The sequence below is a fragment of the Luteimonas cucumeris genome (genome assembly GCF_007830035.1).
GTDB classification, from domain to species: Bacteria; Pseudomonadota; Gammaproteobacteria; order Xanthomonadales; family Xanthomonadaceae; genus Luteimonas_C; species Luteimonas_C cucumeris.
Map to the genome: position 1 here is coordinate 215,576 of NZ_VLKN01000005.1, position 25,899 is coordinate 241,474.

Annotated in this window: 24 protein-coding genes; 10 read left to right on the top strand and 14 right to left on the bottom strand. The window is 67.4% G+C overall.

Annotated features, from left to right (window positions below; translation table 11 throughout):
• Positions 1 to 533: 533 nt before the first annotated feature.
• From IP90_RS11840 to IP90_RS11865, 6 genes are all read left to right on the top strand, one after another.
• Positions 534 to 2,735, top strand: coding sequence for a M4 family metallopeptidase (locus IP90_RS11840; protein WP_144899852.1), 2,202 nt, complete (start codon positions 534 to 536; stop codon positions 2,733 to 2,735).
• 117 nt (positions 2,736 to 2,852) lie between these two features.
• Positions 2,853 to 3,131, top strand: coding sequence for a DUF493 family protein (locus IP90_RS11845; protein ID WP_144899853.1), 279 nt, complete (start codon positions 2,853 to 2,855; stop codon positions 3,129 to 3,131).
• Positions 3,119 to 3,805: a lipoyl(octanoyl) transferase LipB gene (gene lipB, locus IP90_RS11850; RefSeq protein ID WP_144899854.1), complete on the top strand. Its 687-nt coding sequence runs from the start codon at positions 3,119 to 3,121 to the stop codon at positions 3,803 to 3,805. The genes IP90_RS11845 and lipB overlap by 13 nt, the downstream gene beginning before the upstream one ends.
• Before the next feature lie 105 nt (positions 3,806 to 3,910).
• The gene (lipA, locus tag IP90_RS11855; RefSeq protein WP_144899855.1) at positions 3,911 to 4,915 is read left to right on the top strand and encodes a lipoyl synthase; all 1,005 of its coding nucleotides are present in this window, start codon (positions 3,911 to 3,913) and stop codon (positions 4,913 to 4,915) included.
• A gap of 209 nt (positions 4,916 to 5,124) precedes the next feature.
• Positions 5,125 to 7,299, top strand: coding sequence for a carboxy terminal-processing peptidase (locus IP90_RS11860; protein WP_144899856.1), 2,175 nt, complete (start codon positions 5,125 to 5,127; stop codon positions 7,297 to 7,299).
• A gap of 71 nt (positions 7,300 to 7,370) precedes the next feature.
• Positions 7,371 to 8,192, top strand: coding sequence for a methylated-DNA--[protein]-cysteine S-methyltransferase (locus IP90_RS11865; RefSeq protein ID WP_144899857.1), 822 nt, complete (start codon positions 7,371 to 7,373; stop codon positions 8,190 to 8,192).
• Positions 8,193 to 8,240: 48 nt separating this feature from the next.
• On the opposite strand, the gene IP90_RS11870 is transcribed toward IP90_RS11865, so the two are convergent.
• Positions 8,241 to 8,747, bottom strand: a complete 507-nt coding sequence (locus IP90_RS11870; RefSeq protein ID WP_144899858.1) for an Lrp/AsnC family transcriptional regulator — start codon at positions 8,745 to 8,747, stop codon at positions 8,241 to 8,243.
• 119 nt (positions 8,748 to 8,866) lie between these two features.
• Here IP90_RS11870 and yedA point away from each other — a divergent pair, with 119 nt between their 5' ends.
• Positions 8,867 to 9,811 (top strand): drug/metabolite exporter YedA, encoded by a 945-nt coding sequence (gene yedA / locus IP90_RS11875; RefSeq protein WP_144899859.1) that lies wholly within the window; start codon positions 8,867 to 8,869, stop codon positions 9,809 to 9,811.
• Positions 9,808 to 10,719, top strand: a complete 912-nt coding sequence (gene rarD, locus IP90_RS11880; RefSeq protein ID WP_144899860.1) for an EamA family transporter RarD — start codon at positions 9,808 to 9,810, stop codon at positions 10,717 to 10,719. The genes yedA and rarD overlap by 4 nt, the downstream gene beginning before the upstream one ends.
• Before the next feature lie 231 nt (positions 10,720 to 10,950).
• On the opposite strand, the gene IP90_RS11885 is transcribed toward rarD, so the two are convergent.
• The 5 genes from IP90_RS11885 to IP90_RS11905 all read right to left on the bottom strand — a co-directional run bounded on the left by IP90_RS11885 (position 10,951) and on the right by IP90_RS11905 (position 15,996).
• Positions 10,951 to 11,220, bottom strand: a complete 270-nt coding sequence (locus tag IP90_RS11885; protein ID WP_144899861.1) for a hypothetical protein — start codon at positions 11,218 to 11,220, stop codon at positions 10,951 to 10,953.
• A gap of 14 nt (positions 11,221 to 11,234) precedes the next feature.
• Positions 11,235 to 12,560 carry an ABC transporter permease gene (locus IP90_RS11890; protein WP_199753464.1) on the bottom strand — a complete coding sequence of 442 codons (1,326 nt, stop codon included), beginning with the start codon at positions 12,558 to 12,560 and terminating at the stop codon, positions 11,235 to 11,237.
• Positions 12,561 to 12,656: 96 nt separating this feature from the next.
• Complete coding sequence (locus IP90_RS11895) at positions 12,657 to 13,823, bottom strand: ABC transporter permease (protein ID WP_144899862.1); 1,167 nt, start codon at positions 13,821 to 13,823, stop codon at positions 12,657 to 12,659.
• A 114-nt stretch (positions 13,824 to 13,937) separates the two neighbouring features.
• The gene (locus IP90_RS11900) at positions 13,938 to 14,630 is read right to left on the bottom strand and encodes an ABC transporter ATP-binding protein (protein ID WP_144899863.1); all 693 of its coding nucleotides are present in this window, start codon (positions 14,628 to 14,630) and stop codon (positions 13,938 to 13,940) included.
• Between the two features lie 103 nt (positions 14,631 to 14,733).
• Positions 14,734 to 15,996 carry an efflux RND transporter periplasmic adaptor subunit gene (locus tag IP90_RS11905; RefSeq protein ID WP_144899864.1) on the bottom strand — a complete coding sequence of 421 codons (1,263 nt, stop codon included), beginning with the start codon at positions 15,994 to 15,996 and terminating at the stop codon, positions 14,734 to 14,736.
• Positions 15,997 to 16,345: 349 nt separating this feature from the next.
• On the opposite strand from IP90_RS11905, the gene IP90_RS11910 reads away from it, so the two are divergent.
• The gene (locus IP90_RS11910; protein ID WP_144899865.1) at positions 16,346 to 17,557 is read left to right on the top strand and encodes a sensor histidine kinase; all 1,212 of its coding nucleotides are present in this window, start codon (positions 16,346 to 16,348) and stop codon (positions 17,555 to 17,557) included.
• A 43-nt stretch (positions 17,558 to 17,600) separates the two neighbouring features.
• Positions 17,601 to 18,203, top strand: a complete 603-nt coding sequence (locus IP90_RS11915; protein ID WP_144899866.1) for a response regulator transcription factor — start codon at positions 17,601 to 17,603, stop codon at positions 18,201 to 18,203.
• Positions 18,204 to 18,356: 153 nt separating this feature from the next.
• On the opposite strand, the gene IP90_RS11920 is transcribed toward IP90_RS11915, so the two are convergent.
• From IP90_RS11920 to IP90_RS11955, 8 genes are all read right to left on the bottom strand, one after another.
• Positions 18,357 to 19,733 carry a leucyl aminopeptidase family protein gene (locus tag IP90_RS11920; RefSeq protein WP_144899867.1) on the bottom strand — a complete coding sequence of 459 codons (1,377 nt, stop codon included), beginning with the start codon at positions 19,731 to 19,733 and terminating at the stop codon, positions 18,357 to 18,359.
• Positions 19,730 to 20,452 carry an HAD family hydrolase gene (locus IP90_RS11925; RefSeq protein ID WP_144899868.1) on the bottom strand — a complete coding sequence of 241 codons (723 nt, stop codon included), beginning with the start codon at positions 20,450 to 20,452 and terminating at the stop codon, positions 19,730 to 19,732. The genes IP90_RS11920 and IP90_RS11925 overlap by 4 nt, the downstream gene beginning before the upstream one ends.
• 103 nt (positions 20,453 to 20,555) lie before the next feature.
• A complete protein-coding gene (locus tag IP90_RS11930) occupies positions 20,556 to 20,954 on the bottom strand; it encodes a hypothetical protein (RefSeq protein WP_144899869.1) in 399 nt (132 codons plus the stop codon).
• A gap of 326 nt (positions 20,955 to 21,280) precedes the next feature.
• Positions 21,281 to 22,393 carry an AI-2E family transporter gene (locus IP90_RS11935; RefSeq protein WP_144899870.1) on the bottom strand — a complete coding sequence of 371 codons (1,113 nt, stop codon included), beginning with the start codon at positions 22,391 to 22,393 and terminating at the stop codon, positions 21,281 to 21,283.
• Positions 22,394 to 22,535: 142 nt separating this feature from the next.
• Complete coding sequence (locus IP90_RS11940; RefSeq protein ID WP_144899871.1) at positions 22,536 to 22,979, bottom strand: protein sip-5; 444 nt, start codon at positions 22,977 to 22,979, stop codon at positions 22,536 to 22,538.
• A complete protein-coding gene (locus IP90_RS11945) occupies positions 22,976 to 23,461 on the bottom strand; it encodes a phage holin family protein (RefSeq protein ID WP_144899972.1) in 486 nt (161 codons plus the stop codon). The genes IP90_RS11940 and IP90_RS11945 overlap by 4 nt, the downstream gene beginning before the upstream one ends.
• 30 nt (positions 23,462 to 23,491) lie before the next feature.
• Positions 23,492 to 23,854, bottom strand: a complete 363-nt coding sequence (locus tag IP90_RS11950) for a hypothetical protein (protein WP_144899973.1) — start codon at positions 23,852 to 23,854, stop codon at positions 23,492 to 23,494.
• Positions 23,855 to 23,936: 82 nt separating this feature from the next.
• Positions 23,937 to 25,385 carry a Do family serine endopeptidase gene (locus tag IP90_RS11955; protein ID WP_144899872.1) on the bottom strand — a complete coding sequence of 483 codons (1,449 nt, stop codon included), beginning with the start codon at positions 25,383 to 25,385 and terminating at the stop codon, positions 23,937 to 23,939.
• Positions 25,386 to 25,899: the final 514 nt, after the last annotated feature.

The following is a 25,899-nucleotide window of genomic DNA, read 5'->3' on the forward strand; positions in this document are numbered from 1 at the left end:
AAGAAGCGTCTTCCCGCTTCCATCACCTAAATCGTTCCTGTCGCTCCGGGCTTCCGGCGCGATGTCGGGGAAGCTCCGGTCGATCACTGAACGCATCGCCCCGACCTCCAAACCGATTCGAAGAGTATGGGGAGGCAGTGATGGATCTTGCGTTCGGACGCGCTTCGCAAGTGCCGATGCCGATCGCCGACGTGACCGCCACGTCGGCATCGGCGCGTCGGATCGACTGCTGCCTTCCATGCCGCCCCGGGACCAGGGATGGACCCGGATAGCGGTCGCCGCGGCAACGCCGCGCAGACGTCCCGCGATCGCTGCCGTGCCATGCATCGGACAGCGCAGCGGAGACAGGAACAACCGGCGATGACCGGAACTGTGACGTTTGGATCGCCACCGGCCGGCGATCCGCAGGGGAGTTGAACCGATTGACGTCGTCGTTGCTGTGGCAACGGCGCGGATGGGAATCGCATTTGCCGGAACGACCAGGCCGCGCGCAGGCGCATTTCGTTTTGAAGATCTTTCCAGGAGAAAAAATCATGAGCAAGTTCAAACAAGGTTCGCGTTATCTGCTCGCGGTATCGCCGTTGGCGCTGGCCCTGGTGGCCGCGTCCGCCCAGGCCGCCAACCGCGTCGACCTGCAGCGCAAGGATGTGGCGCAACTCAACCGCCAGTACACGGCAGTCAGCGCGGCGGTCGGGCGTCCGGCCGCGGTCGGCGAACGCCACGCCGAACTGCTGGGCCTGGGCACGGAGTCGACGCTGAGCCTGGTCAAGGCCACCGAGCCGGTGAAGGGCGTGACCAACCGTCGCTACGTGCAGCAGTTTCGCGGCATCCCGATCTTCGGCGAAAGCATCGTCGTCGGTGAGGACGCCAACGGCAATGTGCGCACGCTGTTCGGCCGCATGGTCACCGATCTGGAGCGCGAAGTGCCGGCGACGGTCGCGCCCGGAATTCCGTCATCACAAGCTATCGCGATCGCCAAGCGCGCCCGCCTGGGCGCGGGCCTGGCCACCAAGGTCGTGCAGGGCGAACGCTCGCAGCAGATGATCTACGTCGACGACAACGGCCGTGCCCGCCTGAGCCACGTGGTGTCGTTCTTCGCCGATGCGCGCAAGGGCGGTGCGCCCACGAGTCCTGTGGTGATCGTCGACGCGCAGACCGGCGCGATCCTCAAGCAGTGGGACGCGCTGGCCAATGCCGAGATCGGCACCGGTCCCGGCGGCAACGAAAAGATCGGCCAGTACGAGTACGGCAACGATTACGGTTACCTCGATGTCGCCCAGAGCGGCAGCACCTGCACGATGGAGAGCGACAAGGTCAAGACGGTCAACCTCAACCACGGCACCAGCAGCAACACCGCGTACAGCTACGCCTGCCCGCGCAACACCGTCAAGTCGATCAACGGCGCCTATTCGCCAATGAACGATGCGCATTACTTCGGCCATGTCGTGTTCGACATGTACAACGACTACCTGGGCGCCGCGCCGCTGACCAACAAGGTCACGCTGAAAGCGCACTACAGCAGCAACTACGAGAACGCCTTCTGGGATCCGAACACCCAGACCATGTCGTTCGGCGACGGCGCAAGCCGCTACCACCCGCTGGTCAGCCTCGACGTGCTCTCACACGAGGTTTCGCACGGTTACACGAACCAGAATTCCGACCTGGTCTATTCGGGCCAGTCGGGCGGCATCAACGAGGCCTACTCCGACATCTCCGCCGAGGCGGCCGAGGACTTCTCGCGCGGCGCGGCGGATTTCATGATCGGCGCGGACATCTTCAAGGGCAATGGCGCCATGCGTTACATGGACGACCCGACCCGCGACGGCCGATCGATCGGACACGCCGACAACTACTACAACGGCATGGACGTGCACTTCTCCTCGGGCGTGTACAACAAGGCGTTCTACACCCTGGTCCACAGCGGTGGCTGGAGCACCAGGGACGCCTTCCTGGCCTTCGCCCGCGCCAACCGCGACTACTGGACACCCAGCACCAACTTCGACCAGGGTTCGTGCGGCGTGGGCCAGGCCGCGATCGACATGGGCAAGAATGTCGACGACGTGATCGCCGCATTCGACGTGGTCGGCGTATCGACCGCGGGCTGCGCGTTCGACGGCGGCGGTGGCGACGACAACCAGGCACCGACCGCAGGCTTCAGCACCAGCGTGAACGGGCTGACCGTGGCCTTCACCGACGCGTCCAGCGACAGCGACGGTTCCATCGCCTCGCGTAGCTGGAACTTCGGCGACGGCAGTTCCTCGACCGAGACCAGCCCCAGCCACACCTACGCGGCCGCTGGCCAGTACGCCGTGACCCTGACGGTGACCGACAACGAGGGCGTCACCGACACCGAGAGCAAGACGGTGACGGTCAGCGATGGCGGCGGCGGCGGCGACGAGCCGCAGACCTACAGCAACACCGCCGACTACCCGATCCGCGACTTCAGCATCGTCGAAAGCCCGATCACGATCACCGGCCGCCAGGGCAACGCCGGTTACACCGAGGTGACGGTGGACATCCGCCACACCGCCCGTGGCGACCTCAAGGTGGACGTGGTCGCGCCGGACGGCACCACCTACAACCTCGTCAACCGTACCGGCGGCGGTACCGACAACGTGCAGGGCAAATACGTCGGCACCCTGCCCGAGGTGAAGAACGGCACCTGGAAGCTGCGGGTGGTCGATTACGGCTGGTTCGACAGCGGCTACATCAACAGCTGGAGCATCAAGTTCTGATCGCGGTCCGATAGCAGGCTCGCCCCGGTGCCGAACGGCGCCGGGGCAGCCGCCGGCTGCTCCAGGCAGGCCTGGCGGCAGCTTGGGTTCGGCGGATCGCGGACCCATAATCCACGGATGGAAATCAAGTCCGACAATCCCGAGCACGGCTTCCAGTTCCCGGGCGATTTCGAGATCACGGCACTCGGGCCGGCTTCGGCCGGCCTGGAGAGCGAAATCCCGCGTCTGCTGACGGCTGCCGGCATCGTCGTGCTGCACGAAACGGTGGCCAGCCGCGAATCCAGTGGTGGCAAGTTCGTCTCGGTGAAGCTGAGCTTCCGCGCCGAATCGCGCGAGCAGTACGACGCGGCGCACGAGGCGCTGCGTTCGCATCCGGAAGTGAAGTGGACGTTGTGAAAGCCGGCGCCGGTGACCTCGGCCCCGCGCTGATCCGCGACCTCGGTCGCCAGCCTTACGAACCGGTCTGGCGCGCGATGCAGCGTTTCACAGACGCCCGCGACGGCAGCACGCCGGACGAACTATGGCTGGTCGAGCACGACCCGGTTTTCACCCTCGGCCAGGCCGGCAAACCCGAACACGTGCTGATGCCCGGCGCGATCCCGGTACTGCATGTCGATCGCGGCGGACAGGTGACCTATCACGGTCCCGGCCAGATCGTCATCTACCCGCTGATTGACCTGAGGCGATTGAAGATCGGCGTGCGCGACTACGTGCATCGCATCGAGCAGGCGCTGATCGACACGATGGCCGAATGGAACATCGAGGCCGTGCGTCGCGCCGGCGCGCCGGGCGTATACGTCGCCGGCGCCAAGGTCGCCGCACTGGGCATCCGCGTGCGTCGCGGCTGCACGTTCCATGGACTGGCGTTCAACGTGGCGATGGATCTGGAGCCGTTCCGGCGCATCAATCCCTGCGGCTACGAAGGCCTGCAGGTGACGGCGATGCTAGAATTGGGCGGTCCTTCCAGCATGGACGCGGTCAAGCCGGTGTTGCTGGAGCATCTTGCCGATCAGTTCGGCCTGACGCTGGAACGGCGCGCGACATTGCCGGACCTGTCGTTGGCAGCGTGATCGAACAGGAAACGACGCAAACCGCCCGCGCGACTGCAAAACCGCACCCTTATCCCGATCTCCGCCAGCGCGAGAGAGTGGGCAAGCAGCAAGAAGCCTGATGCCATGACCGACGCCATCGCCAAATCCATTCCGCTGCAGGTCGTCGCCACGCCGGCGTCGTCGCTGGAACCGGGCGCCAAGCAGGTCGCGGGCGACAAGATCGCGCGCAGCCCGGTCAAGTTCGACGACGCACCGGTGCTGCGCAAGCCGTCGTGGATCCGCGTGCGCATTCCCAGCAATGGCGCGGTCGCCGCGTTGAAGGCCAAGCTGCGCGAGAACCGCCTGGTCACGGTGTGCGAGGAAGCCAGCTGCCCGAACATCCACGAATGCTTCGGCCACGGCACCGCCACCTTCATGATCCTCGGCGAGGTCTGCACGCGCCGCTGCAGCTTCTGCGACGTCGCCCATGGCCGGCCCAAGCCGCCGGATGCCAGCGAGCCACGGAACCTGGCCAACACCATCGCCGACATGGGCCTGAAGTACGTGGTGGTGACCAGCGTCGACCGCGACGACCTGCGCGACGGCGGTGCCCAGCATTTCGTCGACTGCATCGCCGCGATACGCGTGCAGTCGCCGAACACCCGGATCGAGATCCTCACGCCCGATTTCCGCGGCAAGGGCCGCATGGAACGCGCGCTGGAAATCCTGGCGACCAATCCGCCGGACGTGTTCAACCACAATGTCGAAACCGTGCCGGACCTGTACGCGAACGTGCGCCCGGGCGCCGACTACCAGTGGTCGTTGACGCTGCTGCAGAAGTTCAAGCAGCAGCATCCGCAGATCCCGACCAAGTCGGGGATCATGCTCGGCCTCGGCGAGACCATGGAGCAGGTGCAGGCCTCGCTGCGCGACCTGCGCGCGCACGATGTCGACATGATCACCATCGGCCAGTACCTGCAACCGAGCGCGCACCACCATCCGGTGCTGCGCTACTGGACGCCGGACGAGTTCAAGGCGCTCGAGGTATATGGCATGTCGCTGGGTTTCAGCCACGTCGCTTCCGGCCCACTGGTGCGTTCCTCGTACCACGCCGATCGCCAGGCCGCGGAGGCCGGCGTCGCGGCCTGAACCGGCCCGGAATACAAACGCCGCGGACGTCCGTTCGACGGCGTACCTGCTGACAAACCATTCACACCGGCGCGATTGCGGGCGGTTAAAGTGAGTTCGCGCGTTTGTGTGGCAACTTCCGGCACTGTCGTGTTGTCCAAACCGCCCGCAACCTGAATCCGTCCCGATCCCGTCCCCGGAACAGGCCGCTCCACGGCCCGAGTGCATCGATGAAATTGAGTCCCCTGCTGTTAGCCCTTGTCCTGACCGCGCCGCTGGCGTTGCTGGCCCGCGCCGATGGCGATGGCCTGCCGACCGGCCCTTCGGCCGACCAGGCGACCACATCCAAGCTGGTCTACGGCCTGCTGTCGGACAGCCGCTACGCCTATCGTCCGCGTCCGCTCGACGATGCGATGTCGCAGGACGTGTTCAAGCGCTATCTGGAGTCGATCGATCCGGGCAAGATGTTCCTCACCGCGCCGGACGTGGCCCGGTTCGCATCGCAGAAGGACAAGCTGGACGACGCGATCAAGAGCGGCCAGCTGGAGCCGGCGTACGCGATCTTCACCCTGTACAAGCAGCGCGTGCAGGAACGCGTCGACTTCGCGCGCGGCCTGCTCAAGCAGGACATCTTCGACTTCAGCGGCAACGAGCGCTGGGAATACGACCGCGAGGACGTGCCGTGGGCCGCCGACAGCGCCGCGCTCGACGCGGTCTGGAAGAAGTCGGTGCGCAACGACTGGCTGCGGCTGAAGCTGGCCGGCAAGAAGCCCGACGAAATCCGCAAGACACTGGACAAGCGTTACGCCAATCTCGGCAAGACCTATGCCGACTTCAACAGCGACGATGCGTTCCAGACCTTCCTCAACGCGTATACCAGTTCGATCGATCCGCACACCAACTACTTCGATCCGCGCGGCGCCGAGCGCTTCAACCAGAGCATGTCGCTGTCGCTGGAAGGCATCGGCGCGGTGCTGCAGAAGCAGGACGACGTGGTGGTGATCCGCGAGATCGTGCCGGGCGGCCCGGCCGACCTCAGCGACAAACTCAAGCCGGGCGACCGCATCGTCGGCGTCGGCCAGGGCACCAATGGCCTGATCGAGGACGTGGTCGGCTGGCGCATCGACGACGTGGTCGAGAAGATCAAGGGCCCGAAAGGCACGCAGGTCCGGCTCGACCTGGTGCCGCCGGAAGCCGGCTTGGACAGCAAGCCGAACCGGATCGTGCTGACCCGTGACAAGGTGCGCCTCGCCGAGGAAGCCGCCAAGGCCGAGACGCTGACGATCCCGGCCCACGGCGATGCGCCGGCCAAGCGCATCGGCGTGATCAAGCTCAAGGGCTTCTACCAGGACTTCGAAGGCCGCCGCAAGAACAACGGCGACTACGCTTCCGCGACGCGCGACGTCGCCAAGCTGCTCAAGCAGTTCCGCGCCGACAAGGTCGACGGCGTGGTGCTGGACCTGCGTGGCAACGGCGGTGGTTCGTTGACCGAGGCGATCGAACTGACCGGCCTGTTCATCGACCAGGGCCCGGTGGTGCAGGTGCGCGAGTCCGGTGGCCGCGTCAGCGTCGAGAACGACCGCGCGCCGGGCGTGGCCTGGGATGGCCCGCTGGCGGTGCTGGTCAACCGCGGCTCGGCGTCGGCATCGGAAATCTTTGCCGGTGCCATCCAGGATTACGGTCGCGGCCTGGTGATCGGCGAGACCACCTTCGGCAAGGGCACGGTGCAGAACCTGGTCGACCTCGACCGCTGGCCGGCCAACGAGAAGGCGCGCTACGGCCAGGTCAAGCTGACCATCGCGCAGTTCTTCCGCGTCGCCGGCGGTTCCACCCAGAACAAGGGCGTGGTGCCGGACATCGCGTTCCCGGTGACGGTCGACGCCAGCGACTACGGCGAGAGCACCTACGACAACGCGCTGCCGTGGACGCGCATCGCCGCGGTGCCGCATACCCAGTACGGCAACTTCGCGCCGCTGCTGCCAAAACTTGAGTCGCTGCATGCCGCGCGCATCGCCACCGACAAGGAATTCCAGTGGCAGGCCGAGGACGTGGCGCGGTTCAAGGCCGAGCGCGACAAGAAATACCTGTCGCTCAACGAGGCCGAACGCCGTGCCGAAAAGGAAAAGCTCGACGCGATCCGCAAGGACCGGCAGGAGGAACGCAAGCGCCTGAACATCGCGCTCGATCCGTTGCTCGTCGACAGCGGCGACGATGGCCTGCAGGCCAACGAACGCGACATCGCCAAGGAAGCCGCACGCGAGAAGGCCGCCGAAGACCGTCCGGATCCGCTGCTGCGCGAATCCGCCGCGATCCTGGCCGATGCGATCCGCCTGCTCAACGGCGATCGCGCGCTCGCCAGCCAGGTGCTGCCGGTGGCGAAGACGGCGGGGCACTGGGCCGAGTAGTTTTTGCCGGAAATCAAGGCGCAGCAAGATCCGGATAGCGGGCGCCCAGGGCGCCCGTTACTCTTTTCGGCATGGACAGATCCGAAAGAAAACTCGAACGCGCACGTGAACTGCTCGATGGTGGCGAACCGTCGCTGGCCGAGCTGGCCGCCGCGGTCGGCATCAGTGCGTCCTACCTGCAGCGCCGTTTCACCGCGCGCTATGGCCTCAGCCCCGCCGAGTACCTGGCGCAGCGCAAGCTCGGCACGCTGAAATCCGCACTGCGCGAAGGCAATGACGTCAGCGCGGCGCTGTACGACGCCGGTTACGGTTCGCCGTCGCGGGTGTACGAGGCGGGCGCGGCCCGGCTTGGCATGACGCCGGCGCGTTATCGTGCCGGCGGTGCCGGCGAGGCGATCCGCTGGAGCCTGATCGACACCGCGCTGGGTCGCGTGCTGATCGCCACCACGCAGCGCGGCATCTGCATGATCGAACTGGGCGACGACGACGGCGAACTGGAAGCGCGGCTGCACACCGAATTCCCCAAGGCGCAGTTGCAGCGCGTCGACGCCGGCCGCGATGAATTCCTCGGCCCGCGCGTGCGCGCGGTCGCCGATGCGTTGGCCGGCAGGCGCGCGGAGGTGCCGGTCGACCTGCTCGGCACCGCGTTCCAGAAACGCGTGTGGGATGCGTTGATGAGGATTCCCAAGGGCGAGACGCGCAGCTATGCCGAAGTGGCCGCGTCGCTCGGCGCGCCGCGCGCGACCCGCGCAGTCGCCAGCGCCTGCTCGCACAACCGCATGGCGATCGTGGTGCCGTGTCATCGCGTCGTGCGCGGCGACGGCTCGCTGGGCGGCTACCGCTGGGGCCTGCCGCTGAAGGAGCGCCTGCTGGAGCGCGAGCGCGCGGCGTGAAAGTGTTTGTCGTCATCCCGAGCTCTGCTCGGGATGACAGGGAATCCGTTACTTGCGGCGCCGCGCCGGCCGCGGGACCGGCATCCGCGTCGGCAGGTTGAGGCCGAGCTTGACCGGCTTGAACACCAGCCGCGTGTCGTAGCGCTTGATGTTGCCTTCTTCCAGGAACAGCCGCTCGGCGACCTCGCGGTAATGCGCGACGCTGGTGGTCGCCAGGATCACCAGATAATCCCAGTCGCCGGCCAGCACGTAGCACTGCTGCACCTCCGGCGCGGCACGCATGCGTGTGCAGAACGCTGCGTGCTGTTTGGCCGACTCCCGCTCCATGGTCACCATCACCGCGACCAGGGTGACGTTGCCCAGCTGCGCCGGATCCAGCACCGCCACCTGTCGCAGCAGGCCGTTCTTGCGATAGCGCGTCAGCCGCCGCTGCACGGCGCTGGGCGACAGGCCGACCTCGTCGCCCAGCGCGGTGAGCGTCGCCGCGGCGTCGTGCTGCAGCAGTTCGAGCAGGCGATGGTCGAAATCGTCGAGCGGTAGCGGCGCGGCGGTCATGCAAAAATTTTGCGTCTGGGCGCACAAATATTCAACCCACGCGCGAGCCCGTGGGGATAGTCTCTTGAACTGGAATTGAGCCGCGCCTCTTGCCGGCGATTCCCCGGAAACCTCCGAACATGATCAGCCCGCACACTTCCTCGTCCCCCGCCATGCCGCGCGGCCTGGCGATCGGCCTCGCGCTCGCGGCCGTGTACGTGATCTGGGGTTCGACCTACCTCGGCATCCGTCTCGCCCTCGAAGGCGGGTTCCCGCCGCTGCTGATGGCCGGCGGTCGCTTCCTGGTCGCCGGCGCGATGATGTACGTCGTGCTGCGCTGGCGCGGCGTGCCCACGCCGACGCGCGCGCAGTGGAAGAATCTCGCGGTGATGGGCTTCCTGATGATGGGCCTGGGCAACGGCATGGTCACCCTCGCCGAGCAGTGGGTGTCGTCGGGACTGGCCGCGGTCGCCGTCGCGTCGGCGCCGCTGTGGATCGGCCTGTTCGCCTCGCTGCGCGGGCAGCATCCGCGGCGGCTGGAATGGATCGGCCTTGGCATCGGTTTCATCGGCGTGGTCTGGCTCAATGCTGGCAGTTCGCTGGTCGGATCGCCAAAAGGCCTGGTCGCATTGCTGATCGCGCCGCTGGCCTGGGCGTTCGGTTCGATCTGGAGCCGCGGTCGCGACATGCCGTCGCCGTTCATGAGCGCGAGCGGGCAGATGCTCTGCGGTGGCGCAATGATGCTGGCGGCGGGCTTCGCCACCGGCGAAAGTTTCGACGGCGTGCCGACACTGAAAGGCATGCTCGCGGTCGCCTACCTGATGACCTTTGGCTCGATCATCGGCTTCACCGCCTATATCTGGCTGCTCGACCACGTGCGGCCGACGCTGGCCGGCAGCTACGCCTACGTCAATCCGGTGATCGCGGTGATGCTCGGCGCCTGGCTCGCCGCGGAACGGTTCACCAGCCACGACCTCGGCGCGATGGGCGTGATCCTGCTCGGCGTGGTCGCGATCACGCTGGCGAAAGCACGTGCGCCGAAGACCGCCGCATCACCAGCGCCGACCGCGGACGAGAGCGCATGAGCCCGATGCCGATGCTGGATCGCCGCGGCTTGTGGGTCGCCGCCGCGTCGTTCGTGCTGTGGGGCCTGATGCCGCTGTACTGGCACCTGCTCAAGGCGGTGCCGTCGCTGCAGATCGTGCTGCACCGCATCGTGTGGAGCACGCTGCTGGTGGTCGGCTGGCTGTGCTGGAAGCAGGGCGCGCAATGGTGGAAGGCGGCCGTGGCGCGGCCGCGCGTGGCGTGGATGCTCGCGCTCAGCGGCACCCTGATCGCCTTCAACTGGGGCCTGTACATCTGGGCGGTCAATGCCGGCCACGTGGTCGAGACTAGCCTGGGCTACTTCATCAATCCACTGCTCAACGTCGTGCTTGGCGTGCTGCTGCTGCGCGAGCGCTTGAATGCCGCGCAATGGATCGCAGTGGCGATCGCAGCGGCCGGTGTGCTGTGGCTCACCTTCAACTACGGCAGTTTTCCGTGGATCGCATTGGCGCTGGCGGCGTCGTTCGGACTGTACGGATTGATCCGCAAGGTCACTGCGGTGGATTCGGTGCCGGGGTTGGGCATCGAGAGCGCCTACCTGTTTCTGCCCGCGCTGGCGCTGCTGCTGTGGAGCGAGACGCACGGCCGTGGTGGCTTCGTCGCCGACTGGGGCCTGGCGCTGGATGCATTGCTGGTGTTCGGCGGCGTGCTGACCGCATTGCCGCTGATCGGCTTCGCCTATGCGGTGCGACGCGTGCCGCTGTCGGTGGTCGGCCTGATGCAGTACATCGCGCCGACCCTGCAGCTGCTGATCGGCGTGCTGGTCTTCCAGGAAACCTTCGACCGCGATCGTGCGATCGGCTTCGTGTTCATCTGGATTGGCCTGGCGGTGTTTGCCGTCGATGGGGTCTGGCGCTCACGCCGGCGCGTCGTGCCTGTAGCCGCCTGACGCATTCCGCCCTCTGCCTTGTAGTGCGGAGCTTGCTCCGCTGCTCTGAGCCCTCCCCTTCAAGGGGAGGGTTGGGTGGGGATGGGTTTGACCTTGAGGTTCACTGCAACATCAACCCATCCCCATCCCGGCCTTCCCCTTGAAGGAGAAGGAGACAAGCAAAAGCAGCGGAGCAAGCTCCGCTCTACAAAGCTAGGGAGTGGTGAGCGACGCGGCAAGCTTCGCGCGGCGTCAGGATTGCGCGACCGCGCGCCACACGATCAACGCGACCGCGATCGCCGCGGCCGCGTAGGCCAGTGCACGGGACCAGCGTGCCGTGCGACGCGCACGCCGTACGATCTCGGTGGCGACCGCATCGGCCTGCGTGATCAGCGGTGCGGCCTTCGCGCTGGCCTGATCAAAGGCAATGCCTTCCTCATAACAGGCATGCGCGCGCTGCTGCAGGTCCGCATAACGCGCGTACAGCTCGCGCTTGGACAGGCGCCGCAGATCCGGCGCCATGGTCGCAGGCGGCATCAGGCCGCCCGCAACGCCGTGGTCACCGGCAGGCTGGCCGCGCGCAGCGCCGGGAACAGGCCGCCGACGAAGCCGATCGCCAGCGCCCACTTGATCCCGGTCCACAGCACGGCCGGCGAGACGTTGAACTCGAACGTCAGCTGGCCGACGCCGCCGGCGATGGTGGAGGCGGTGTAGCCGTTGAAGATCAGCCAGGCCAGCACGCCGCCGAGCACGCCGCCGAGCAGCGCCAGCAGCATCGTTTCCAGCATCACCGCGACTACCACCGGCACGCTGCGGAAGCCGATCGCGCGTAGCGTGGCGATCTCGCGCGCACGCGTGGCGACCGTGGCGAACATGGTGTTGAGCGCGCCGAACACCGCGCCGATCGCCATGATCGCGCCGACCACGATACCGATGATGCGGATGATCTTGGTCATCTGCTCGGACTGCTTGCTGAAGTAGTCGAGGGTGGTGCTGGCATCGACATCCAGCCGCGGATCGGAGGCCATCGCCGCCTTGAAGCCCTTGAACGCGTTGGCGTCGGTCAGGCGCGCGGTCACCGAGGTACGGCTGCTGCCGCGGCGGTAGGTGGTGGCGACCACTTCGGCATCGCCCCAGATCTCCGAATCCATGGCATCGCCGGACTGGAACACGCCGGCCACGGTCCAGGTCTCGCTGCCGAGCCGGATCGGCTTGCCGACTTCGAGACCTGCGAACTGGCGCTGCGCGCCCTGGCCGACCACGACTTCGCGCCGGCCGGTCTCGAACCTGCGACCCTCGATGATCTTCACGTTCGGCCGCACCGCCCACGCCTGCGCACCGACGCCGCGCAGCTGCACGCTGCCGTCCTCGTCGGGAGCGCCGCCCTTCAATGGCAGGTTGGCGGCGACCACCAGTTCCGCCGACGCCAGCGGTCGACCGTCGGCGCCGCGGGCGATGCCCGGGACCTGTTCGATCACGGTCGTCGAGGCGCGGTCCAGCGTCGACATCACCTCGGACGCGGATGCGCCGCGCAGCACGATTGCGGTGTCCTCGCTGCCGCTCTTGCGCAGCGTCTCGCGATAGCCCTCGGCCATCGCCAGCATCGCCACCAGCACCGCGACCACGCCGGCGATGCCGACCACGATCACCGACGAGGAACCGAGCCGCTGCATCAGCGTGCTGACGCCGACGCGCGTCACCGACGCGGCCTGGCGGCCACGCCGCGTGAACAGCATCCACAACGCGAACAGGACGGCCAGGCCAAGCAGGAACGGCCACGGCAACGCCAGCCAGGCGGCGATGCCGGCCACGACCAGCAAAAACAGGCCGAGGCCGCGCAGGAAGGATTTCAACTTACCCATGACGGTGGATCCTCATCAGGCTTGCAGCGACGTGTCGGAGCATCGGGTCCGCTGCGCGTTCCCGATTCTCGATTCCCGACTTCCTATTCCCGGCTCTCATCGTCCCGCCAGCGCATCGACGATGTTCAGCCGCATCGCCCGCATCGCCGGCAATGCGCCGACCAGCAGGCCGATCGCGATCATCAGGCCCAGGCCCAGCAGCCAGCTGCTCAGCCCGACCGGCGGCATGTTGATCATGCCGCCGCTGCCGACGTTGATGAGCGGCCCCAGCACCGCGGCCAGGCCGAGGCCGAGCACGCCGCCGATCAGCACCAGCAGTACCGATTCGGCCAGCACCAGGCCGAGCACGCTGCCGTCCTTGAAGCCGATGGTCTTGAGCACCGCCAGTTCCGGGATGCGTTCGCGCACCGCCTGCGCCATGGTGTTGCCGGTCAGCAGCAGCAGGGTGAAGAACACCGCGCCCATGATGGAGCCGACGATCAGGCCGATGTTGGCGGTCTGCTTCATCCAGTTGGCGAACGCGGCCTGCTCGGTCATGGTCTTGGTCTCGTACGCCGAGTTGGCCGACAGCGCATCGATTGCCTTGGCGACGCGGTCGGCCTGCGCGGGATCGGCCACGCGCACCACGTACCAGCCGGTCTCGCCGCGGTTGTACGAGGTGGACTCGTCGAAGTACTTCCACTGCATCAGGATCAGGTTGTCGTACCAGCCGCCGCTCTTCTTGTCCTTGGAGCGCATCGTGCCGACGATGTCGAAACTCCAGTTCTTGCTGCCGTCGCGGTTGGGGAAGATGGTCGACTGCAGCGGGATCTTCTGTCCGACCTTCCAGCCGAAGCGCTTCATCAGCAGTTCGCCGACCAGGATGCCGGTGCGGGTGTTGTCGAAGGCCTCGCGCTGTTTCGGATCGACTTCGATCTCCGGATACAGGTCCAGGTAGTTCGGCGCGACCGCGAAGCTGAAGATCTGGTTGCGCGGATCCTGGTAGGCGCCGCCGAACCAATTGGCGTAGGTCGCCGCCTGCACGCCATCGACCTGCTTGATGCGCTCGTGCAGCGACAGCGGCAGGGTCTGGATGAAGGACAGCTTGGAGCCGGTCTGCAGGCGCGACGCACCGGCCGCGCTCCTGCCGGCTTCGGCGAAGCTCTCGCGCACGCCGTTGAGCAGGCCAAACAGCAGGAACGCGGCGAGGATCGACAGCAATGTCAGGATCGTGCGCGTCTTGCGCCGGAACAGCTCGGCCCAGATCAGATGGAGGTATTTCATCGTTCGATTCCTTCTACCTCTGTCATCCCGAGCGCAGCGAGGGACCTGCTTCTGCTTTCCCCGGATGCCGGAAAAAACAGGTCCCTCGCTGCGCTCGGGATGACGGTAATGGGATTACGCGGCGTGCTGCACCTGTTCGACCAGCGTGCCCTTGTCCAGATGCAGCGTGTGCGACGCGTACTCGGCCGCCTTCGGATCGTGGGTCACCATGACGATGGTCTTGTCGTGCTCGCGGTTGAGCGTCTGCAGCAGGCCCAGGATCTCCTCGGCCGACTGGCGGTCGAGGTCGCCGGTCGGTTCGTCGCAGATCAGCAGGGTCGGATCGGACACGATCGCGCGCGCGATCGCCACGCGCTGCTGCTGGCCACCGGACAGTTCGTTGGGCTTGTGCGAGCGGCGATCGGCCAGGCCGACCAGGGTCAGCGCGATCTCGGCGTTGCGCTTGCGCTGCGCCGCACCCAGGTGGGTCAGCAGCAGCGGCAGCTCGACGTTGCGCTGTGCGCTCAGCATCGGCATCAGGTTGTAGAACTGGAACACGAAGCCGACGTGGTCGCTACGCCACTGCGAAAGCTGGCCCGCGCTCATCCGGTCGATGCGCTCGCCGCCGACTTCGATCTCGCCGGAACTCGGATTGTCGAGGCCGCCGATCAGGTTGAGCAGGGTGCTCTTGCCGGAACCGGACGGGCCCATCAGCGCGATGAAGTCGCCCTTGGCGATCTCCAGGTCGATACCGTGCAGCACTTCGATCTTTTCCGGGCCGCGCTGGTAGGTCTTGGTGAGGTTGCGGGTGGAAACCAGGGATGCCATCGCGTGTTCCTCTTGATGAAAGGTGTGAGCCGGTTCCCGACTGCGGGGGAACCCGTCTTTCCGCCGGGGCATCGGCCCCATCCTGACTGCGACGAACGGGGAATCAGTTTTTCGACACCCCGTCGCCTGCAATCCGAATCCTGCCGCTGTCCTGCAGTTCCGCCGGCGGGTCCAGCACCACGGTTTCGCCGGCGGACAGTCCCGACGATACCTCGCGGTCGTTGCCCAGCGTGCGGCCCAGCTTGACGCCGCGCTGCTCGGCGCTGTCCTGGTCGTCGCCGGCGACCACGAAGGCCACATCGCCGCCATCGCGCTTGACGATCGCCGCCGCCGGTACGCGCACGCCGCGCGGCGGCGCCTGCGCCGTGGCCGGCTTGTCCGCTTCCAGGAAGCTGACGTTGACGCCCATGTCCGGGACGATGCGCGGATCCTTCTGCTTGATGGCGATGCGCACCTTGACCGTGGCCTTGCCGCGGTCGGCGGTGGGGATGATGGTGATTACCTCGGCGGGGATCTTCCAGTCCGGGTAGGCGTTGAGCGTGGCCTCGACCGGCATCTTCGGCTGCACGCGGCCGATGTAGGCCTCGCCGACGTCGACCTCGATCTCCAGCGAATCCATGTCGACGATGGTGCCGATGCCGGTGCGGGTGAAGCCGCCGCCGGCCGACAGCGGCGACACGATTTCGCCCGGCTGCGCGGCCTTGGCCGTGACCACGCCGGCGAATGGCGCACGCACGATGGTGTTGTCGACGCCGATGTCGCTGATGCGCAAACGTTCCGATGCGACCCTGGCGTTGCGCTGCGCGGTGACCAGCTGCGCGCGCAGCGAATCGCGTTGCGACACGGCCTGATCGTACTGCGACTTCGACACCAGCTGCTGGCGCACCAGCGTGGACAGTCGCGTCGCATTGGCTTCGGCCTCGCGCAGCTGCGCCTGTACGCTGTCGGCCTGGCTGCGCGCCGCACCGAGCTGGGCATTGGCGAGGCTGCGTTCGGCATCGGCATCGATCGGATCCAGCGTCGCCATCACCTGGCCTTCCTTCACTGCCTGGCCTTCCTCGATCAGCACCTCGCGCACGCGGCCGGTGATTTTCGACGACACCGTGGCGATGCGCCGCGCGACGACATAACCGCTGGCATCCAGCACCGAGGCCGACGCACTGCCGCTGCCGCCGATCGCCAGCACCGGCGCGGTGCGCACCTCCACGCCCTTGTCGCGGGTGAAGAACGCCCAGGCTGCGCCGGCGACCAGCAGCAGCACGACGATCACGGCAAGCGCGATCCACAGGCCGCGCAGGTTGCGCGGCGGCGGCGCACCCTTGCGATCGATGCGCAGTTCCTTCAACAGGTCGGCAGAAGCGTTCATCGTTACCCGTGTCGAGTGGAAGGGGGCGAAGTGTGACCGCAGAGGCGGCGGTCGCCAACCTTCCCCGGTGGCGACCGATAGACCGGCGGCGGGCAGTTCCGGACTGCCACGACGCGACGGGACGACAGCCTACGCCCTGGCCGCGGCGCGGTCATCTGACGGCTGTCATGCGGATCGCCTGACCGGCGCGACTGCATGTGCGCCGCTGCGGCGCTTATCGTGGCCGCACTCCGATGCGATGCGATCGGAGACGGCAATGGCGCAACCGCACCTGCGCCTCACGCGTGCAACGGGCTCGCCGCGCCGGCGATGGCATGATCGGCGTACTGGTCCGCCACTGGAAAGGTCGATGAAATCCAGGTTAGTTCCCACATGGCTGGCGGTCGCCCCGGATTCGGCCGCCGCGCACGCGTTGCAGCAGGGCAAATCGCCGTGGACCGACAGCGTGCACCTGCTGTGGTCGTTCTGGGTATTCATCACTCCGATCTTCGGCGGCGGATACAGCTGGAAGTGGCTGGGCCTCACCCTGCTGTCGTATCCGCTGTTCGTGCTGCTGTACGCGATGACGCTGCTGGCGCCGCGGCGGATCGCCTGGCGTTATGCGCTGGGCATGGTCGCGCTGAGCATGCTGCTGCTGCCGGTGTATCCGGCAGGGATCACCTACTTCATGTTCGGTTGCATCATGCTGAGCGCATGCCGGTCGCATTTTTCGCTGAGCTACCTGTGGCACCTGCTGCTGCTCAACATCGCCTATGGCGCGCTGGCCTGGTGGATCGGCTATCCATGGCAGATGCTGGTGTGGATCCCGGCGATGACCTTCATCGTCGGCATCATCGTCAGCGTCGAGCGGGTCAACCAGCAGAAGGACGCCGCGCTGAAGTTGTCGCACGACGAAGTGCGCCGCCTCGCGGCCACCGCCGAGCGTGAACGCATCGGCCGCGACCTGCACGATCTGCTCGGCCATACGCTGTCGCTGATCACGCTGAAGCTGGAACTGTCACGCAAGCTGTTCGATCGCGATGGCGCGGCGGCACGGCGCGAACTGGAGGAAGCCGAACGCGTCGCCCGCCATGCGCTGGCGGAAGTGCGCAGCGCGGTGACCGGCATCCGTGCCACCGACCTGGCGGCCGAACTGGCGGCGGCGCGCCTGCTGCTGGAATCGTCGCAGGTGCGCCTGGATTACGATCTGCCGCCAACGGATCTGTCGCTGGAAGTCGAGCGCGGGTTGTCGCTGGTGTTGCGCGAAGCGGTCACCAACGTCGCCCGCCATGCACGCGCCAGCCGCGTGCAGGTCGCCTTCGCGCGTGCCGGAGACGCGGTGCAGTTGCGCATCGTCGACAACGGCAGCGGCGGCATCGCCGGCGACGGCAATGGCCTCAGCGGCATGCGCGAACGCATGTCGGCACTGGGCGGAACGCTCGCCATCGAGTCGCCGAAAGGCCAGGGCACGCGCCTGCTGGCCAGCGTGCCGGCGAAACCGGCGAGAGGGCGCATCGGAACCGAGCCAGTGCAGGACGGGCCCGCCGTTCCTTCCGGCGCAGCGCAGTGGCGCGCCGTATGAGCCTGCATTCCCGGTCGATCGCGACGATCCGCAGGAGCGCGGCATGATCCGCATCCTGCTGGCGGAAGACCAGGCGATGGTGCGCGGCGCGTTGTCGGCGCTGCTGGGCCTGGAGCCGGACATCGAGGTGCTCGGCGCGGCCGCCGATGGCGAAAGCGCCTGGCGCGAACTGCAGCGCCTCAAGCCCGACGTGCTGATCACCGACATCGAGATGCCGGGGCTCAGCGGCCTCGAACTGGCGCAGCGCATCCAGCGCCATGGGCTGCCGGTGCGCGTCGTCATCGTCACCACCTTCGCCCGCGCCGGTTTCCTGCGCCGCGCGCTCGACGCGGGCGTGTCCGGCTACCTGTTGAAGGATGCGCCGGCCGAGGACCTGGCCGAAGCGCTGCGCAAGGTGCATCGCGGTGGTCGCGCGATCGATCCGCTACTGGCGCTGGATGCCTGGGGCGAGGCCGATCCGCTCAACGATCGCGAACGCCAGATCCTGCGCCTGGCCGGCGAAGGCCGGTCGGCCAGCGAGATCGCTACGCAGCTGCACCTCTCCCACGGCACCGTGCGCAATTACCTGTCCGAAGCGATCGGCAAGCTCGGCGTCGGCAACCGCATCGAGGCCTATCGCATGGCACGGCAGAAAGGCTGGCTGTGAGGTGGGCGTCCTTTTGACACGGATCGGATCCGATCGAAGCGGATAAAACCACTCCCGTAGAGCGCAATAAGCGAAGCGCATTGCGCCGCAACATGGTGTCCGGAGCCATGGCATGCGGCGCATTACGCCTGCGGCTAATGCGCCCTACGTAAATTACGAAAACCTTGCCTTGAGCATCGCGTAGACCGCGCGCAGGGCCTGCGCCTCGCCGCCGGTGGGGCGGCCGGGGCGCTCGCTATCGTTCCAGGCGTACACATCCAGATGTGCCCACTTCTGCTGCGCGGGCACGAAGCGCTCCAGGTACAGCGCGGCGGTGACGCTGCCGGCCATGCGGCTGGGCCCGGAATTGGCCAGGTCGGCGACGTTGCTGGTCAGGTAGCGCCAGTACGGACGCCACAGCGGCATGCGCCACAGCGGATCGCGCGCCTGCGCGCCGGCGGTCAGCCAGTCGTTGGCGAGCGTGTCGTCGTTGCTGTACAGCGCCGGCAGGTCGGGGCCCAGCGCGATCCGCGCCGCGCCGGTCAGCGTCGCGAAGTCGATCAGCAGTTCCGGCGCCTGCTCGCCGGCATACACCAGCGCATCGCCGAGGATCACCCGGCCCTCGGCATCGGTGTTGTCGATCTCCACGCTGATGCCCGAGCGCGTGGTGATCACTTCGCCGGGACGGAACGCATCCGGGCCGATCGCGTTTTCCACCGCGGGGACCAGCAGCGTCAGCCGCACCGGCAGGGCGCGCGCCATGATCAGTTCGGCCAGCGCCAGCGCATGCGCGGCGCCGCCCATATCCTTCTTCATGTTGCGCATGCCGTCGGCCGGCTTGATGTCGAGGCCGCCGGTGTCGAAGCACACGCCCTTGCCGACCAGCGCCACGTGCGGATGCGTGTCGTCGCCCCAGCGCAATGCGATCAGCCGTGGCGCGCGATGCGAGGCGCGACCGACCGCATGGATGGCCGGGAAGTTCTGCGCCAGCAACTCGTCGCCGGCGATCACTTCGATGCGGGCGCCGTGCGCCTGGGCGATCTCGCGCGCGATGTCTTCCAATTGCTGCGGCCCCATGTCCTGGGTCGGCGTGTTGACCAGGTCGCGCACGCGCAGGCACGCGTCCAGCAGCGCGAAGGTTTCCGCGTCGGCTGCGGTGGCGGCCAGCACCAGCCGCGCCGGCGCGCGCAGCGGCTGTTTGTAGCGCGTGTAGCGATAGCTGCCCAGGCCCCAGCCCAGTTGCAGCGCGTTGCGCGCGTCGTCGGCCAGGTCGTTGGCCAGCACCCAGTCGCCGGGCGGCAACGCATGCGGCGCATGCGCATAGGCGAAGGGATCGAGCGGATCGCCGATGCCCAGTACCGCGCCAGCGATGCCATGGTCGCCGGGCAACAGCAGCAGGCTGCCGGAAGCGGCATCGAAGGTCTGCGCGTCGATCCACTGGCCGATCGCCGGCGTCTGCGCCTTGCGCCAGTCGTCGAAACCGGTGCGTTGCACGCAGTACAGCGGCAGTGCGTTGTCGGAATCGGAAACGAAACCAGTGGGCAGGTTCATGCGGCGGCGATGCTCGGGTGATGGTGGGCGTGCGCGTCCAGCCAATCGGCGAGCGCGGCGAGGTTGTCGAAGTGCAGGTCGGGTTGCGGATCGTCGTGCGGCCAGTGGCGGCCATCGCGATTGATCCAGCAGGTGCGCAGGCCGGCGCGCGCGGCGCCGACCACGTCCATCTCGACATCGTCGCCGACGTGCAGCACTTCCGCCGGCGCGACGCCGAGGCGTTCGCACGCGGCGTGGAAGATGCTCGCCTGCGGCTTGGCGGCCCCGTGTTCGCGCGCGCCGAGCTGGAAGCGGAAATGGCCGGACAGGCCGATCACTTCCAGGTCGGCATTGCCGTTGGTCAGCGCCGCCACCGGCAGGTGCGCGGCGATGCGCGCCAGCGCATCGATGCTGTCCGGATAGCAGTCGACCTGGTTGCGCGCGGCGTAGAACGCGGCATACGCCGCATCGGCCAGGGCCGGATCGCCACCGCTTTCGAGCAGCGCGCGCTGCAGCGACAGCCGCCGCAGCGCGCCGAGGTCGTGGATCAGGTGCCTGTTCTCGGCGAACACGCGGTCGCGCAGGGCGCGCATCTCGGCGACCGGGAAACGCGCCGCGGTCTGCGGACTGTGTTCGCGCATCCATTCGTCGAGCACGCGTTCGATGCGTTCGCCGATCGGGGCGAACGGCCACAGGGTGTCGTCGAGGTCGAGGGTGATGGCGCGGATGGGGAAGCTCACGTGGGTATTTTACGGGAATGGGGGTGGGGGCTTCTTCATGCGCAGCCGGCGGCCCGTGTCCGGCCGGCTTCGTGGAGCGGAGCTCCTGCCTTGCTTGAAGCCTTCAAGCTGTCATCCCGGCGAAGGCCGGGATCCAGGTTTTGATGGGGTGCGTTGTCGCAGGTGGTGTGGGCGGGGAGTAAGGGCAATGATCAAGGGCTTCCGTGCGCTGAAGCACACGGGTCACTTTCTTTGCTGGCCCAAAGAAAGTAACCAAAGAAAGGGCCAGAAGCCCGTTTGCGGTGTCGTATTTGGTGTTGTGCGGGACAACGGTGACTGCCCAAGCACGTTGAACAGGTACGGCCCGAAATTTGAATGTGGCGGTTGCTGCAAAATTCGATTCGGCGAGCATGTCCGAGAGCAACCGGATCAACGAAGCGATGTTGCTGCAATCGTCCTTGCTCAAATCCGGATCGAGAACAAGAACCTTGGTCGCGTAGCAAGAAATCAGCGCCGGATTCAACGAGTGCAACATCCGCACCAACGGCTTCAGGCCCTTTCTTGGGTTACTTTCTTTGGGCCAGCAAAGAAAGTGACTCGGCCGCGACAGCGGACGAAAACCCCGAACGAAGTGAGGGCAAGTCGCCTAGAACGCCATGAAAGGCGGCGAAGCAACCTTCGCTCTACAAAGCCAATGCAAAATAACTGGATGACCAGCCACGCGGCTGTTGAAAACCCCGCCTCACTCATCCTGAGTCTGTCGAAGGACGCGGGAATGACGGCTTCAACGGCAAGATCAAGATGGATCCCAGCTTGCGCTGGGATGACGGTGGGAAGACGACAAGACCATCACTCCAGCAGCCGCGCCCATCCTTCCAATCCCTCGATCCTCGCCAGCACGATCTTCATGCACACCAGCAAGGGCACCGCCAGCAGCAGCCCGATGATCCCCCACAACCAGCCGAACAGCAGCAGCGCCAGGATCAGCAGCAGCGGCGACAGCGCCATGCGCCGGCCAAGCACGATCGGGGTGATCAGCTGGCCTTCCAGCACGTGCAGCGTCAGGTACACGGTGGCCGGCATCAGCGGCGACCAAGTGTGGTTGGGCCACAGCCCTTCGAAACTGACGAAACCCATCAGCAGCATCAGGATCACGCCGATCAGCGGGCCGACATAAGGCGCGAAGTTGAGCAGCGCCGCCACCGTGCCCCACAGCAGCGCTTCCGGCAGTTCCAGGCCCATTGCGTGCAGCGCGCCGGCCACGGCCAGGCCGAGCAGGGTATTGATGATGCTGATGGTCAGTACGTAGCGCGAGATCTCGCGCTCGATCGATTGCAGGATGTCGACGGTGAGCTTCTTCTGCTGCCGGCCCGGCAGCAGCGCGATCGCGTTGCGCTGCAGGTTCTCGCCATAGGTCATGAAGAAGAACGTCAGCAGCACCACCGCCAGGACCGAGGCCAGCAGCTTGGGCGTGGCGGTGAGCGATTTCCACGGATCCGGATCCTGGATCGCGACCACCTGCACCTTGCGGTTCTGGCTGTCGCCGGCGGCGCGCGCGAACGACTCGGCGGCCTTGTTGGCCTGCTGCATCGGCTGGGTCATCTCGCGCAGCTTCGGCGCCAGCACGCGCAATTCGCGCGGCATCTGCTGCATCCATTCGCCGGCCGGACCGATCAGCTGGCGACCGAGCATCACCGCGCCGGCCAGGCCCAGCACCAGCAGCAGCGCGGCGCCGAGGAATCGCGGGATGTAGATCCGGCGCAGTCCGCGCAGGATCGGGTTGCCGACCAGGGCAAAGAACATCGCCAGCAGGATCGGCAGGATCAGGTCCTGCGCGGCCCACAGCGTGTAGCCGACCGCCAGCACGGCCAGCACCACCAGCGCCGTCGATCCGCGTGGGCGTGGCGATGGTGCGGGCGGTTCCGGTTCCGGGGTGTCGGGTGCGTCGGGCGGCAGTGTCATCGTCGAGGCTCGGCGGGGATGCGCAAGATATGTCTTTTCTTTCCGATGCAGGCCATAGCCCGTCCCTCAAGCGCGATCCGTAGCGTGCGCTGTGCGCACGACCGGCATCCTTTCGTGCGCGCAGCGCACGCTACGCGACGTCTCAGTGTTCGGACATTTCCGTGGCCGCTTCCGCCGGGCGCGGTGCGACCGGGTCGGGTGCCGGACGCGGCGGCGATGGCGCTCGCGGCGCGGCGGTCGGCTGCGCTTCGTCGGCGACGGCCTCGGCCTTGTCCGCCGCGTGCTCGGCCTGGCCGGCCGCAGTACTGGCCTGCACGGAGGCGAACAGGCCGGACAGCGTGCCGATCAGCTGCAGCACGCGCGTGCCGCTGCCGCCGAGCGCGCCGAGCTTGCCCAATGTCTGCGCCGGGTCGCTGCGTCCGACCACGAAGCCGCTGATCAGGCCGGCGATCACGATCCGCGTCGGCGTCCAGCTGTCGCGCCAGGTGGTGGTGAAGTCGTGCCAATGCGTCTGCGTCTGCTGCGCGCGGCCTTCGACCACGTGTTCGCTGCGTTCGACGCGACGCTTGAGGGCCTCGAAGTTCATGCGGCCGGCGGCTCCGGTTTCGGCGCGGTCGCGGCCTCCTGCTCTTCTTCGTCATCGTCGCCGATGCCGAGCCGACGCAACTGGCGGCGGGTGGCATGCATGCCGGCGTGATCGAAGAAGCAACTGACCCGCCATGCGGCCAGCACCGTCACCGCCAGGCTCAGGCCGGCGCAGATCGCGCTGGCGGCCAGCCATGACCAGCCCCAGGCCTGCAGCAATGCGATGGCGGCGGCCATCAGCAGCAGCCAGGACGAGGCGCCGAACACGATCGCCACCCCGGTCCACGCCAGCGCGCGGCCCAGCGCGCTGCGCGCCAGCGCCAGGTCGGCCACCACCAGCTTGCGCAGGGCACGCCCGGTTTCCAGCGCCGAATCCAGGCTGGCGCGGCCGGCGGCGCCGATCCGGCGCACGCTTTCGTCCAGGTGCGGCGGCGGCTCGCGCGCGTCGTCCGCCGGCGGGTCGGGTTCCCGCGGCGGTGGCACGGGACGGGGGTCTTCGCTCACGCGCCGGGTTTACTTGTTGCTGGAACGGGCCACCTTGGCGATCAGCCAGCCGGCGGCGAAGGCGATGCCGAACGCGGTCAGCGGGCGCTCGCGGATCAGTTCCGAAGCGCTGTCGAGCACGTCGCGGCTCTTGTCCATCAGCACGTCCATCTGCTCGCGCGCGGCGTCGCCCATGTTCTCGGCGGCGGCGATGCCGGCCAATGCGCTGTCGGCCAGTTCCGCCTTCAGGTTGGCCTTGCCCAGGCGCAGTTCGTCGCCGGCGGCGCTGCCGGCGCCCTTGATCGCTTCGCCGGCGGCCGAAGCGGCCTGCTTGAGGTGGCTGCCGGCCTCGCCGAGGTTGTCCTTGATGGCGTCGGTGGCGGTCGGGGGCATGTTCATCGTTGGTACTCCTTGCAACGGACGGGGGAAGCGGATCAGGGCCGGCACGCGCAGTGCGCCTGCGGCATTCTCGACCTTACTGCATTACCAGATTGCCATTGCGGTTGCCGCGCAGGATGCGCAGCACCAGCTGCGGCGGCTGCTCGGCGAAACTGGCGCGGAAACTGGTCAGGTCGCTGAACTTGCCGCTGGTGGCCTGCAGGATCAGGTCGTCCTTGCGCAGCCCGCTGCGCGCGGCGCGGCTGCCCTTGGCGACGTCGGTGACCAGCACGCCCTGCAGGCCCTGGCGGCGCAGCGATTCGGGCACGTCGCCGAAGCTGGCGCCGGCCAGGCGCGGATCCAGGCTCAGGCCGTCGCGCGGCTGTTCGCGCAGCGCGGTGGTCAGCTTCAGCGGCTTGCCCTCGCGGCGCACGTCCAGCGCCAGCTGGCTGCCCAGCGACTGCAGGCCCTGGAAATTGCGCCAGTCGGCGCTGTCGTCGATGCGCTCGCCGTTGGCCGCGACGATCACGTCGCCGGTGCGCAGCCCGGCTGCGGCGGCGGCCGAGCCGGGATACACGCGCGTGACCACGGCGCCGCGCGGCTCGTCCAGGCCCAGGCCCTTGGCAAGGCGCTCGTCGACGTTCTGCGTGTCGACGCCGATCGTGCCGCGCCGCACTTCGCCGTTGGCGGCGAGCTGGCCCATCACGTTGCTGGCGAGGTTGGTCGGGATCGCGAAACCCAGGCCGATGTTGCCGGCCATGCTGCCGCGCGGATTGAAACTGGCGGTGTTGATGCCGACCAGCTCGCCGCGCAGGTTGACCAGCGCGCCGCCGGAATTGCCGGGATTGATCGACGCATCGGTCTGGATGAAGTTCTGGAAGCCCAGTCCCGGCAGGTTGCTGCGGCCCACCGCCGAGACGATGCCGGAGGTGACGGTCTGGCCGACGCCGAACGGATTGCCGACCGCGACCACGAAGTCGCCGACCCGCAGCGTGTTGCTGTCGGCCAGCGGGATCGCGGTCAGGTCCTGCGCCGGGATCCTCATCAGCGCCACATCGGTGTCGGCGTCGGAGCCGACGAACTCGGCCTTGAGCGTGCGGCCGTCGGCCAGGGTCACCGAGACGTCGTCGGCGCCCTCGATCACGTGGTGGTTGGTCAGCACGTAGCCGCGCCTGGCGTCGACGATCACGCCCGAGCCCAGCGACTCGCGGACCCGGTCCTGCGACAGCTCGGGGAACATGCGCCGGAACATCGGGTCGTTGCCGAACGGGCTGACCCGTACGTGCTGCTTGCTGTGCACGCTGACCACCGACGGGGTCACCTTCTGCAGCATCGGCGCCAGCGACGGCAGCATCTGGCCGTCGACCGCGGTCGGCAGCGCGGCGATGCCGGGCACGGCGGTGGCGGCGGTGCTGGCGGCGGGGGCCGGAACGGGCAGGGGTTCGGCCTGGGCCGGCTGCTCGAGTCCGCCGCGCAGGGCAGTCGCGGCAAAGCCGCCAAAGGCCGCGGCGGCGATCAGGGCGATCAGGGTGGGCAGCGGACGCATGGGTCGTTCTTTATCCGGTTCGGTGGGTGGCAGGTACGTGAAATCGCGGCGTAGCGGGGTCGATTCAAGGCCGGCGCCGCCGCCTGCAGCGGTCTGCAGTCTGCGCAAAGACCCTGCAATCGGGTCTGAAGTTCGCCATCCGGGGCCGACGCCGCGAGGTCCCGCCGGTGCCGCGCGGCATTCGATGAAAACATGATCTTCATCATGAAAGGCGTTGACTTGAGGCCCGGTCGGGGGTAGCTTGGATTCCCTCGCCGCCACAACATCTTGGGGTGTGCGGGGCAGGTCAGGCCCAAGCAGTGGTGATTTTATGATCACCGGGCTTGGCCCGTCGGGTCATCGCCTCGGGGGAGGTGAATGATGCAAACAGGCAGCGCCGGCACGGCAGATCAACGGGTCATCCGCGGCGCGTAAGGCGTGGGCGGCGGCGTCGCCGTCGGCGGGCTCCGGTCGGTGTTCCGGCCCGGGCGCGCGGCGGAACCAACAAGAACAACAGGCCGGGCACGATCCGGGC

What these genes read in the sequence shown, in the direction of transcription:
- IP90_RS11840 (WP_144899852.1), top strand. Translation starts at nt 534, where the DNA reads ATGAGCAAGTTCAAACAAGGTTCGCGTTATCTGCTCGCGGTATCGCCG.
- IP90_RS11845 (WP_144899853.1), top strand. Translation starts at nt 2,853, where the DNA reads ATGGAAATCAAGTCCGACAATCCCGAGCACGGCTTCCAGTTCCCGGGC.
- lipA (WP_144899855.1), top strand. Translation starts at nt 3,911, where the DNA reads ATGACCGACGCCATCGCCAAATCCATTCCGCTGCAGGTCGTCGCCACG.
- IP90_RS11860 (WP_144899856.1), top strand. Translation starts at nt 5,125, where the DNA reads ATGAAATTGAGTCCCCTGCTGTTAGCCCTTGTCCTGACCGCGCCGCTG.
- IP90_RS11865 (WP_144899857.1), top strand. Translation starts at nt 7,371, where the DNA reads ATGGACAGATCCGAAAGAAAACTCGAACGCGCACGTGAACTGCTCGAT.
- IP90_RS11870 (WP_144899858.1), bottom strand. Translation starts at nt 8,747, where the DNA reads ATGACCGCCGCGCCGCTACCGCTCGACGATTTCGACCATCGCCTGCTC.
- yedA (WP_144899859.1), top strand. Translation starts at nt 8,867, where the DNA reads ATGATCAGCCCGCACACTTCCTCGTCCCCCGCCATGCCGCGCGGCCTG.
- rarD (WP_144899860.1), top strand. Translation starts at nt 9,808, where the DNA reads ATGAGCCCGATGCCGATGCTGGATCGCCGCGGCTTGTGGGTCGCCGCC.
- IP90_RS11885 (WP_144899861.1), bottom strand. Translation starts at nt 11,220, where the DNA reads ATGGCGCCGGATCTGCGGCGCCTGTCCAAGCGCGAGCTGTACGCGCGT.
- IP90_RS11890 (WP_199753464.1), bottom strand. Translation starts at nt 12,560, where the DNA reads ATGGGTAAGTTGAAATCCTTCCTGCGCGGCCTCGGCCTGTTTTTGCTG.
- IP90_RS11895 (WP_144899862.1), bottom strand. Translation starts at nt 13,823, where the DNA reads ATGAAATACCTCCATCTGATCTGGGCCGAGCTGTTCCGGCGCAAGACG.
- IP90_RS11900 (WP_144899863.1), bottom strand. Translation starts at nt 14,630, where the DNA reads ATGGCATCCCTGGTTTCCACCCGCAACCTCACCAAGACCTACCAGCGC.
- IP90_RS11905 (WP_144899864.1), bottom strand. Translation starts at nt 15,996, where the DNA reads ATGAACGCTTCTGCCGACCTGTTGAAGGAACTGCGCATCGATCGCAAG.
- IP90_RS11910 (WP_144899865.1), top strand. Translation starts at nt 16,346, where the DNA reads ATGAAATCCAGGTTAGTTCCCACATGGCTGGCGGTCGCCCCGGATTCG.
- IP90_RS11915 (WP_144899866.1), top strand. Translation starts at nt 17,601, where the DNA reads ATGATCCGCATCCTGCTGGCGGAAGACCAGGCGATGGTGCGCGGCGCG.
- IP90_RS11920 (WP_144899867.1), bottom strand. Translation starts at nt 19,733, where the DNA reads ATGAACCTGCCCACTGGTTTCGTTTCCGATTCCGACAACGCACTGCCG.
- IP90_RS11935 (WP_144899870.1), bottom strand. Translation starts at nt 22,393, where the DNA reads ATGACACTGCCGCCCGACGCACCCGACACCCCGGAACCGGAACCGCCC.
- IP90_RS11940 (WP_144899871.1), bottom strand. Translation starts at nt 22,979, where the DNA reads ATGAACTTCGAGGCCCTCAAGCGTCGCGTCGAACGCAGCGAACACGTG.
- IP90_RS11950 (WP_144899973.1), bottom strand. Translation starts at nt 23,854, where the DNA reads ATGCCCCCGACCGCCACCGACGCCATCAAGGACAACCTCGGCGAGGCC.
- IP90_RS11955 (WP_144899872.1), bottom strand. Translation starts at nt 25,385, where the DNA reads ATGCGTCCGCTGCCCACCCTGATCGCCCTGATCGCCGCCGCGGCCTTT.